The sequence below is a fragment of the Emticicia sp. CRIBPO genome (assembly GCF_009905725.1).
GTDB lineage: Bacteria > Bacteroidota > Bacteroidia > Cytophagales > Spirosomataceae > Leadbetterella.
In genome coordinates this window covers 145,944-157,690 of sequence record NZ_JAAAKV010000006.1, presented here as the reverse complement: position 1 = coordinate 157,690, position 11,747 = coordinate 145,944, and the positions used below count along the sequence as shown (strand labels likewise).

General features: G+C 48.6%; 7 protein-coding genes. 5 read left to right on the top strand and 2 right to left on the bottom strand.

The window, feature by feature from the left end; translation table 11 throughout:
* Positions 1–2: 2 nt before the first annotated feature.
* On the bottom strand, positions 3–1,964 hold the full coding sequence (locus tag GVN16_RS13820; protein WP_166564492.1) for a zinc dependent phospholipase C family protein: 1,962 nt from the start codon (positions 1,962–1,964) through the stop codon (positions 3–5).
* Between the two features lie 356 nt (positions 1,965–2,320).
* On the opposite strand from GVN16_RS13820, the gene GVN16_RS13815 reads away from it, so the two are divergent.
* The 5 genes from GVN16_RS13815 (at position 2,321) to GVN16_RS13795 (ending at position 10,826) form a co-directional block, all read left to right on the top strand.
* Positions 2,321–2,911 (top strand): RNA polymerase sigma factor, encoded by a 591-nt coding sequence (locus GVN16_RS13815; protein ID WP_166564491.1) that lies wholly within the window; start codon positions 2,321–2,323, stop codon positions 2,909–2,911.
* Positions 2,912–2,971: 60 nt separating this feature from the next.
* Complete coding sequence (locus GVN16_RS13810) at positions 2,972–4,033, top strand: FecR family protein (RefSeq protein ID WP_166564490.1); 1,062 nt, start codon at positions 2,972–2,974, stop codon at positions 4,031–4,033.
* A gap of 220 nt (positions 4,034–4,253) precedes the next feature.
* Positions 4,254–7,631, top strand: coding sequence for a TonB-dependent receptor (locus GVN16_RS13805; RefSeq protein WP_229244180.1), 3,378 nt, complete (start codon positions 4,254–4,256; stop codon positions 7,629–7,631).
* A 22-nt stretch (positions 7,632–7,653) separates the two neighbouring features.
* A complete protein-coding gene (locus GVN16_RS13800) occupies positions 7,654–9,369 on the top strand; it encodes a RagB/SusD family nutrient uptake outer membrane protein (RefSeq protein ID WP_205748861.1) in 1,716 nt (571 codons plus the stop codon).
* Between the two features lie 23 nt (positions 9,370–9,392).
* Positions 9,393–10,826, top strand: coding sequence for a hypothetical protein (locus GVN16_RS13795; RefSeq protein WP_205748860.1), 1,434 nt, complete (start codon positions 9,393–9,395; stop codon positions 10,824–10,826).
* Between the two features lie 103 nt (positions 10,827–10,929).
* Here GVN16_RS13795 and GVN16_RS13790 read toward each other — a convergent pair whose 3' ends face one another.
* Positions 10,930–11,595, bottom strand: a complete 666-nt coding sequence (locus GVN16_RS13790) for a hypothetical protein (RefSeq protein WP_166564488.1) — start codon at positions 11,593–11,595, stop codon at positions 10,930–10,932.
* Positions 11,596–11,747: the final 152 nt, after the last annotated feature.

Here is an 11,747-nt window from a genome sequence, read left to right as displayed (position 1 = left end):
TTTTAAGATTTTAAGAAATTGAATTTGACGTTGATGTTGTCGTCGGAAGGGTCTCCGCCGGGCACATTCACCCTGAGTTCTTTCGGGAAATCGGGGGCATCAGGCGTAGAGGACTGTTTCTGTGTCCAGCACAGATAAGAATAGCCCCTGTCGCCATCCAGGTTAAAATCAATCAGCTTTTTGCCTTTACTGAATCTTTCAAAGCATTTTTCGATGAGGATCATGGCATTGCCGAGGCTGCCTCTTTCCAGCAGCAGGGCTTTGAGCTGTGTGCCGTCGTCGTTCGCAATAGGGTTAAAACTCGGGGTCAGTCCAGCCAGTTTATCCAGGATGTCTTTCGGCTCAAAAGGTATTTTGCCGAACGCATAGTGGGTGGAAGGCTGGTTCAGATAGCTGCTCAGCATGCCCATCACGTGTTCTTTTTCATTAAGCGTAAACGGATAAACCAGGTGTCTTTCCTGGTTGAAAAGGGTCTCTTCCACGCTTTGCGGTTCGAATTTGAGCAAAGGCAGGTGCGGCACAAACGGCACGGCATTGACACCGGTCGGGTCGAGGTTGGCCGGATTGGCAAACTGCGTGAGCCTCGGATCGTTCAGGTGCTCCTGCATCGGGAAGGCCAGGCCGTTCATGGCTACGGCCAGTCTGAAGGTCTGGTAGGCATTGTACACCTGCTCGTAGATCAGGCAAGCTGCCGCACGGATGGTGGAAGTGCCCAGCGTGGCGATGGCTCCTGCAATACCGTCGGCCAAAGCCCCTGCGGCCATGACGGCAGCGATGATGAGGGCCGCCAGGATGAGGAAGATGCTCAGGATACCCCAGTCGCCCGCTTCATCAACGGCGTCTTCGAGGAAATCTCCGGCGTCGCCGAGGTTGTCCATGGTTTTCTCCCAGACTTCCAGGAGCTCAGCCGAGAACGAATAGGGGACAGGCGGAGGCAGTGTACCGGTGTCGGTAGAGCTCCGCAGCCATTTATAGTAAATCCTGTAGGCATTGTTGACGTCTTCGGCCGTGATTTTCGGGCCATATTCCGCTTCTGCGTCGGCGTCTTCCTGGTACACCTGCTGGATGGTCTTGGCGATCATCTCGGCCAGGTCGTCGGGCAGTACGGTAAACGGATCCGGTTCTTCGTTTTCGGTGTCGATGGGTCCCGTAAAATTAAAATTATAGAAAGCATGAATGGCAGAGCGGTTCCAGTCCTGCCCGGTCACGTTGTTCATATTGAAAACATCCTGGTAGTTTTCGCCGGTTTTGTGCCTCTGGGCATGCGAGCGGTAAGGCCCGCCCGACACGAGGTTGACATAAGGGTGCCCGACGGTGTCTGCACAGTAGTGCGTAAGATACCCGAGGGCGTATAACCTCAAAGGGCTGTTGGGGTCGCCGTCGGTGGCTTTCAGAAGGGCCTCGGCGAATTTCCCGGTTTTTCGGTAGTGCAGGGCGTCAAACCACCACCATTTTTCGTCGCTGGCCACGCCGTCGCGGTAAGGGTGCGAGACCAGGTCGAAGAGGTTGAACTCGGAGACGAACTTCTTGACCATCTCGATCAGTGTGGCGGCGAATCCGTCGAGCAGCTTGTTGATGTCGTCAAAAGTCTGCTGCAGTTCGCTGAGGAGGGCGGAGTCTTCAATGACCTCGTCGACGGCCTCATCGAAAGCTTCGAGGGCATCGAGCACCGGCTGAGGGACTACAGCAAGCAGGGTCTTTTTAAATTCTTCGATGAAATCGACCACTTCAAAATAGAACTCGGCGATGTCGCCGATGGGGCCGGGCATGTCTTTGGTGTTGAAAAAGAGGTAGTCGGGCCCCTGGCTTCCGAAGAAGAGGTAAGGCAAGTTTTTGGGGTCAGCCAAAAGGTTTTGTAGAGCGGCGTAATCGGCCGGGGTCATGTTTTCCCCGAGACCTTGATTGAGAGAGATCTGTGCTTTCAACCTGTCTGCAATCATGTGGTGTAATGCTGGACCTGGCATGGTGTTGTTATGTTTAAAATTAGTTTTCAAGGCGTATACCTTCTGCAAATTTTGGAAGAAGAAGAGGAGTAAACCAAAGCATATTTATTAAGTGGTAACAGGATTTTATTTTATGGTCAAATGCTACCTTTTGCGAAGTTTTTGAAAAAGTGAGGTGAATTGAGGGCCCGGTTTCCGGAAATTTTCACATTTAAGAAAAAAAAGTTGATATTTTTTCAGGATTCCGGAGAGGTGGCTGCCTCTCTGTTGATACCTATGTAATATTTTATTTTTACCGGGAATATTGCAAAAAGCCTTAAAAATTAATTGTTTTCTGACGTTAAAAAATGGATATTTATTCTGCAAATATTTTTCCGATGCAAGAGCCCAAAGCTCAGACCGATACCAAAACCTGGCAAGCCTTTCAATCAGGTGACAGGACTGCATTCGAAAATCTTCTGAATCAATATTATCCTGCCTTGCTCAACTACGGAAACAGACTGGTCAGAAACAGCGATTTCGCCCAGGACTGTCTCCAGGACTTCTTCATAGACCTCTGGAACAGGCGGGAGTCGCTCGATACGCCCCATTCCGTAAAAGCCTACCTGATTTCTTCCTACCGCAGGCGTTTATTCAAAGAAAAAGACCGGAGTTTCTGGCATAAAAACGTGACAGACCTGGAAGATGAACATGACATTGAAGTGCAGTTCAATATAGAATCCTACCTGATCAAAAACGAAATAGAGCATCAGACGCTGGTGCAACTGAAAAGCCATCTGGCTACCCTCAGTAAAAGACAGCGGGAGGCTTTGTATCTCAGGTTTTACCAGGAGCTGGAGTATGACGAAATTTCGAAGATCATGACCATTAATCACCACTCGGCGGTCAACCTGGTGTATGAAGCTCTGCGGTTGTTAAGAAAAAACTGGGTCATGAGTACCGTTATTTCATTTTTAATGACCCTGTAATCAGGATTCCCGGACGGTTTTTGTCTCTAACAGCACAGGGGCTAACATTCAAACGAAACAATGAAAAATATCAACAAATATCAATTGGAAGACTTTGTCCAGGACCTGCACTTCAGAAAGTGGGTGTTGGGCACATTATCAGAGGAAAACCACTTCTGGGAAGACTGGCTGGCAGACCATCCTGAAAAGAAAACAGTGGTGGAAGAGGCCCGGTCGCTGGTGGTAGCTTCTGAGATAGAAGAAATCAGCATACCGGAAGCTAAAATTAAAGAGGGGATTGAAAATATCCTGCTCCAGACCTCATCGGCCCGGACCAGGTGGTATCAGCTTACCTGGGTGAGGGTGGCCGCTTCTGTAACCGTGTTGCTGGCCATGGCCCTGATTCTCGGCAGGAAAGAGATCAAAACGGCGATCAGCGATGAGAAACCGGTACTTTCACAATCTACCGAAACGGAAAATAACGGCAAAGAGCCCCTCAGCCTGAAGCTGAGCGACGGGACGGTGGTGACCCTGAAAACGGGAAGTAAGCTACAGGTGGCGAGGGATTTCGGACGCCTGACCCGGACGGTGAACCTGACGGGCGAAGCTTTTTTTGAGGTGCAGAAAGACCCTCAGCATCCTTTCCTGGTGTATGCCGGAGGGGTGGTGACCAAGGTACTCGGTACGAGTTTTAACATCAGGGCTTATCACCAGGAGGCCAGCACCTCGGTGGCAGTCAGAACAGGTCAGGTGACGGTATATCAGCAGGAAAAGGCCGATGTGAAGAACAATCACCATCCTGAGCAGATTTTACTGACGCCCAATCAGAAAGCTGTTTTTGAAAAAGAAAGGGGCAAACTGGTCAAAACGCTGGTGGAAAAGCCCGTGATCCTGTCGGTTATTCCTGAAAACAAGAATTTTGATTTTAATGAGACGCCTATTCCTGTCGTATTTACACAACTTCAGCAGGCTTACGGGGTGAAAATTGTGTTTGACAGCGAGCTGCTGGACAAATGCAACCTGACAGCCACTTTCGGAAACGAACCATTGTATGACAAAATTGATATTATTTGTGAGACGATCCAGGCACGCTACGAGATTGCCGACGGGCAGATCGTGATCTATGCCAGGGGCTGTAAATAAACCCTAAAACCCGAATTGACTATGAAGAGAAACTAAACAAAACCTCAAAAAATAAGTCGGCAGTGCTTGCTCCACCACCGACTTGTACTTTCCCGGAAGATTCATACATCTGTTCTCGCAGATGCCGGGGATGTTCTTGTCTAAATTCCTGAAAATCTATCAAAAACAATCAAAAGTAATGAAAATAAAATTACAAAAGAATGGAATATTCCTCAAAATTATGAGAATATCAGTGGCCCAAATATTCCTGACCCTGCTCTGTGTCGGGATGGCTTATGCGAAGGACCTGAGTGCTCAGGAGGTGTTGGAAAAGAGGATTTCTATCAAGACGGGAGAAAAAACGCTCAAGTCTGTTCTGGCTGAAATCGAAACGGAAGCCAACCTGAAATTTGTCTACAGTTCTACCGCTATAGGAGCCGACCGTAAAGTATCTCTGACGGTTCAGAATAAAACATTAAAGGACCTGCTGGATAACTTCTTTGATCCTTTGCATATCAAATACCGCCTGGCAGGCAAGAAGATCATATTAAGATATCAGAAAGAAGAAAAAAAGCTGAGTGAGAACATTGAAAGGACCAGTGGATCGATATTGGTCAGTATCGCCGGCATTACGATAAAAGGAAAGGTGACTGACGCTGAGAATGGTGGCGGTCTTCCGGGCGTGAGTGTGGTCATCAAAGGCACCAACCGTGGTGTCAATACCGACAGTAACGGGGATTATTCTATCCTGGTCAATGACGAGAAGGCCGTGCTGGTCTACAGTTTTGTGGGATATGAAGTGCAGGAGATCCTGGTCGGAAACAAAACCAACCTGAATGTCAGCCTGAAAGTGGATACGAAGGCCCTTGACGAGGTCATCGTGGTGGGTTACGGAACGCAAAAGAAAAAGGACATTACGGGGGCCGTCTCATCAATAGACAATGAGATGTTCAAGGAGCGTAAGGAGACCCAGGTTTCGCAGGCCTTGCAAGGCAGTATGTCGGGCGTATTGGTGACCCGTAACGGCAGCAGCGGAGCCATGGGGAGTGCCACCATACGGATCAGGGGGGTGACTACGATTGGTAATTCAGATCCGCTGGTGATTGTGGACGGGGTGCCGGTGAGTGATGTGAACCAGGTCAATCCCAACGATATAGAAAACCTTACTGTGCTGAAAGATGCTGCTTCAGCCTCAATTTACGGATCAAGGGCCGCTTCGGGCGTCATTTTGATCACGACCAAAAGAGCCAAAACAGACCAGGCTTCTCTTCAGTATAGCTATGAAAACGGATTCGATACGCCTACGCAACTTCCCGAAAGAATGGGAGCCCTGAGGTACATGGAGCTCGTCAATGAACTCCGCTGGAACGACGCCGGAAACGGAGCGAACAAGTATCCGACTTATACCAAAGAGCTGCTTGACGGGTATAATGAGAAACACCGGGCTGATCCTGACAAGTATCCGGATACCGACTGGGTAGCGATGACCCTGAACAAAGTGGCCCGCCGTGAAGCCCACAGCATCAGTGTGATCGGAGGCTCCAAATTTGTGAAGTCGAATGCCTCCCTGAGGTATGAAAAGGTAGGCGGGTTTTATGATAACAAAAACTACAACAGGATTTTCGCAAGGTCTAACAATGACTTTACGATCAATAAACTCATAGGCGGGACTTTGGATTTCAATTTCAAACGGACCATAGGCACGGACCCTGCCGTACCAAGCCCCTTACAGAACATCAGGATTGCCTCACCGGTTTATCCGGCTGAATGGGCCGACGGGAGAGTGGCCGACGGCAAAGCCGGGGACAACATCTACGGTAAAGTGAAGTATGGCGGAACAGACAGGAACTGGTATAACCAGGTTGGCGGCAGGATTGCCCTGGATATTAAGCCGCTTGAAGGCCTGAAGTTTTCTGCCGTCCTGGCCCCGATTTTTGATTTTAACCAGCAGAAAAAATTCAACAAGAGGGTAGACGTGTTCTCTCCGACAGACCCTAATCAATACATTACGACGTTGATCGACAACGGCGGAGGCGGAGGCATTACGACCAGGCTGGATGAAAACAGGGTGACCAACTACAGCCTGACTACCCAGTTGCTGGCCAATTACGCGAAAAGTTTCAAAGGGCATGACATCACCGGATTAGCCGGGTATGAAAACTATTATTTCAAAGGCGAGTCTATGGGGGCTTCGAGAGACCAGTACCTGTTTGACACCTATCCTTACCTGGACCAGGGTCCTATCACCTTAAGGGATAACTTCGGAACAGCGTTTGAAACAGCTTACCGCTCGTTTTTCGGCCGGGTGACTTATGGTTACAAAGACAAGTATTTGTTACAAGCCAATATCAGAAGGGACGGTTCTTCAAGGTTTAATTCAAACTATCGCTGGGGTGTTTTTCCTTCCGTATCGGTAGGTTGGGTGCTCAGCGAGGAGGGTTTCCTGGCAAAACAGAATGTGGTCTCATTCCTGAAACTGAGAGCTTCGTGGGGGGCTTTGGGTAATGAAAGGATCGGTAATTACCCTTCTGTGGGCATCATGAACTTCAGCAATGCCTTGTTCTATCAGAATAATGTGGTGACTTCCCAGCAGACTGCGGCACAGGTGCAGTATGCTATCCAAAATATTTCATGGGAGAAGACAGAGTCTACCGACTTTGGGGTAGACGCCAATTTCCTGAACAACCGTCTGCGTTTTACGGGGGATGTTTATTTCAAACAGACCAAAGACATGCTCCTGGCTCTTCAGATCCCGATATTCGTGGGCTTTGAAAACCCGAACCAGAACACCGGGAAGATGTCGACCAAAGGCTTTGACTTCGACCTTTCGTGGACAGACAGACTCGGCGAACTTAAATACTCTGCTTCTGTGAATCTCTCGCAGTTCAAGTCGGTCATGGGTGACCTGGGCGGTACGGAGTTCCTGGGTGACCGCATCAAAAAACAAGGCAGCGAGTTTGACGAGTGGTACGGATACCGTTCACTGGGCATTTACCAGACCCAGGAAGATGTCAACAACTCTGCTAAACTGAGCAGCAATGTGAAAGTAGGGGATATGAAATACGAAGACATCAGCGGACCTGCCGGGGTACCTGACGGCAAAATCTCACCGGAGTATGACCGTGTGTTTTTGGGTGGTTCTCTTCCTAAATGGACTTATGGCGGTAACGTAAAACTGGGGTACAGGGGCTTTGATTTCGGCCTTACTTTCCAGGGCGTGGGCTTCCAGAATACCAATATGATGGATTATACCGATTATAATAATGCCAACTGGGGTCTTTTTCCGGTGTACCTGGATGGTGGGAATACCTGGAGTATGTACAATACACCGGAGCAAAACCTGGCGGCCAAATACCCGAGATATACGGAAACCAACAAAGGCCTGAACAGGGCGATGTCTGACTTCTGGTTTTTTAACGGCGGATATTTCCGTCTGAAAAACATCACGCTGGGCTACACCCTTCCTCAGAAAGTAACCAGCAAGATCATGTCCAATGGTGTGCGTTTTTATGTGTCGGCCCTGGATGTGCTGAGCATAAACAAGTACCCGACCGGGTCAGATCCTGAGGGCATAGGCATTGTGACGACAGTGATCGGTGGTTTTACCCTTGGTTTTTAAGAAATACTTAAAGTTGATTATCATGAAAAAATATATATTAAAAGCAATCGCCGCAGGGGTCCTGTTTTTTTCTTCCTGCCAAAACTCACTGGATCTGTATCCCCTTGCCCAGCCTTCTTCTGAGAAGTGGTACTCAAATGAAGTTGAAATACAGCTGGCTTTGAATGACCTGTACCGCCTGGACTGGTGGACACTGGACGAAGACAACCTGGATGTGAATTACCTTTCTGATGACGGATTTTACAGGACGACGCTTACTCCGATCAAGGCCGGAACGGTGACGAGCCAGTGGGCTACTTCCACCAACCTCTGGAAGAACAGCTATAAAGCCATCGCCAGGGCCAACAGGGCCATTGCAGCCCTGAACAGTGCAGAAACGAAGGCAAAAGTAGCCCAATCCAAACTGGACGTCTACCTGGCTGAGGCCCGTTTTCACCGGGCGGCCCAATATGCCCGCCTGGTGACGCACTTCGGTGATGTGGTGTACAGCGATGAGGTCATCGGCATAGAAGAGGCATATACCAAAGGAAGAACAGATAAGAAGACGGTACTGGCCAAGATATATGAAGACTTTGATGCTGCTTCGGCGGCATTGCCGAATGATTATGCCACATCGGCGGTGAGACGTGTGACCAAAGGATCGGCGTATGCTTTGAAAGCCCGTCTGGCCCTTTATGTGAGCGACTTTAAGACCGCAGCCCAGGCTGCCAAAGCCTGTATGGACCTCGGTGTGTTTTCATTGCATCCCGACTATGGCAACTTGTTTCTTCAAACGACAAAAAATTCAAAGGAAACCGTTTTCGGTATTCCAAGGTCAATAGAAGCAAAGGTGACGATCGGGCCGACTTCGGATAAAATCACAAGAAACTCCGGCGGTTTCGGGGCTTTGAATCCTACCTGGGACCTGTTTTGCTCTTATCTGTGTACAGATGGTCTGACAATTGACAAGTCGCCGCTGTATGATCCGAGAAACCCCTTTAAAAACAGGGACCCCCGCTGCACCGCTACGATTGTGGAATTCGGACAGCCGCACCTGGGCTTTATTTACGACCCGCATCCTGCCGCCCTGACGGTGACAAGGCTGAGCACCAATACCAAAGTGACCAACAATGACAACCGTGCCAATGCCCAGTTTGCTTCGTTCAACGGCCTGGTCTGGAAAAAGGGAATTGATGATTCATGGCTCAGCAACGGCAGGATGATAGAACCTGAACAGATCATAATCCGCTATGCCGATGTATTGCTGATGTATGCTGAGGCGAAAACCGAGCTGAACGAGATTGACAAATCGGTGCTGGACGCCGTCAATGCGGTGAGGGCGAGGGCTTATAAGGTGGCTTTGACGGCGACAGGCTCTTATCCGGCTGTAACGACTACCAATCAGACGGAACTGAGAAGGACCATCCGGATGGAACGACGCGTTGAGCTGGCTTCCGAAGGTTTAAGATATATGGACATCGTCCGCTGGAAACTGGCCGGGAAGGTACTCGGAAGGCCTATTTACGGGATGCTTGACCCTACAGAGCTGGTAGCTAAAGTGGTCAGTAAAGGCCTGTGGTTTTTTGCCGGAACCCCGAAAATCGATGAAGATGGTATTCCTGACTTCAGCGAAATGGAAAAAACAGGGCTCATTAAAAACATTGTCCCTTGTACCTGGAACGACCGGCAATACCTGTGGCCGATTCCGACCGCAGAAATTCAGATCAATCCGAATATTACCCAGAATCCGGGTTATTAACACTTAACCATAAAATATTAATCATGCGTATCAATTTTTCAAAAGTTGTTCAGGTCCTGGCTGTTGCCCTGACGGTTACCATCACCTCATTTGCCCAGCAGAGACCTATAGAAATCAAAGGGGTTTTCCCGAATTTAACGGTGTCCAGCGGATACAAGGAACGTTCAGAAGCAGGTATCGGTGCCCTGGTGCCCTGGGCCAACAAGCTCTGGGCGGTAGGCTATGTGGCTCATATCAGGGGCACAGGTCTGGGGCTTTACGAAATCTCGGAAGACATGACCATGCAGAAACACCCGCTGAGTTATACTGGGACTTATGCCAACCGTCATATCCATAACCCTTCGCACCAGGCCATCATCGGGCCCTATGCCATCGACACGTTGGGAAGGGTCAGGATCATTGATGACATCAAGACGCACAGACTGACGGCGACCATTGATCACCTGACCAAGCCTGACTCTATGGTTTATTTCCTGACGATGGAAGGCTTGCTGTTTGAGACCAATGTGTACTCATTAAAATCAAAACTGGTGGCCAACGTGGCCGAAGAACTGGAGATACCGAAAACCGCTTACCTGCATTTCAAAGGGGCGTTCACCCAGGCGGGTAAAGTGATCGTAGCCAATAACTCTTATTACGAAAACGATTACCTGGGTAAACAGGCCGACGGAAGACTGGGGCAGTGGGACGGTAAAAAATGGACGATCCTGGATAAGAACCCCTATGTGGAAGTGGCCGGAAAACACTGGTCCAATGCTACCTACGGCGATGTGATCTATGCCACGGGATGGGACAAGGCCTCTGTGATCCTGAAGTTTTATAAGCACGGTGTCTGGAAAACCTACAGACTGCCCAAGGCCAGTTATGCTTATGACCATGCCTGGAACACCGAATGGATGCGGATCAGGGAAGCCCAGACGGAGCGTTACCTGATGGACGTACACGGCATTTTTTATGAATTACCTACGCTAACTTACGGCGGCAATATCATGGGTATCCGTCCGATCGCCAATCACCTGAGGCTGGTGCCGGATTTTGTTTTCTGGAAAGGTCTTTTCGTGATGGCAAGTGACCAGAACGACCGGAGCAATGGTCAGCCGCAGTCCGGACTGTGGTTTGGTAATATCGACGAATTGTGGCAGATGGGTAAGCCTAAGGGCTGGGGTGGTCCGTGGTATGAGTCACCGGTGAAAGCCGGACTGGCTTCAGATCCTTATCTGATGACAGGCTTTGACAAAAAAGTGCTGCATCTGAAGCATGAGTCAAACCAGGAGATTGAGTTTAAAGTGGAGGTGGATATTTTGGGAAATAACACCTGGAGCACTTACAAAACCATCAAAGTAAGAGCCAACGGATACGAACACCATGAATTCCCGGATGCTTTCTCGGCCCACTGGGTCAGGATAACACCGAATAAATCTGCGGAGAAGGTGTCAGGATTCTTTATTTATAACTGATTAAGGAGAAAGCCCGCCGGGCGTGACCACCAGGGCGGACGGGAAGGATGGAGAATGAATAATTCCCTTCTCCATCCTCCTTTCTCCCTTTTCCTTTATTCATCTACTTAATCTCATTAAAAACGCTCAGGGTTCTGGCGATGGCGTGTTTGTCTTCTTCTGAAAAATCGATGGTTAGTTCTTCTTTTTCTCCTACGAACTTCACTTTGGTGACTGTGGCACTGGCAATTTTAGAGAGAATGATATGTTCAGAAGAGGTGACGACAATGTCTCCCCGTTCAATGATCCCGAATTTGGTTTCATCCCTGACGAAGGTATTGGAAGGGTAATATTCGATGATGTCCTCGTCAAATGTAAAGCTGATATGATCCAGCATCAGGCCTCTTTTGGTCTTGGATTGGGCCACCAGGTGTAAGGAAACCCGATCGTCCTTTTCCAGGATGTAAGTATGGAAAGAGTTTTCATCATAAGACGGCTGTATCTTGCCGTAAGTATAAATCTTCCCTTTCTGAGAGGAATCCTTTGTCCGTTTGAACGAGTGCAGATAGAGGCTCCTGTTTTTCCTTTTTAAAGCTGCCCTGATACTTTTTTCGTCTTCAAAAGAACCACTATTCTGTTTGCCAGTGTTTACAACATCACCTTTGAAGAGTACCGTAGATTGTGAGGCAATTTCCCGTTTGCCTGTCTGATCGAAAACGTAAACCAGAGCAGGAATAGCCACCATCATTACTGATGAGACCATCATGATTATCATTGTTTTCTTAGACATAGGGTGTTGATATTTAATATATTGTGTTTAAAAATTACGGATTTTCAGGGAGATTTACAAACCACGCCCCCCTGATTTTTTATAATCTTATTTTACGGTAACATTTTTACAGATAAGTTACTATTTCTTAAAACTGCGGGTAAAAGAATTCC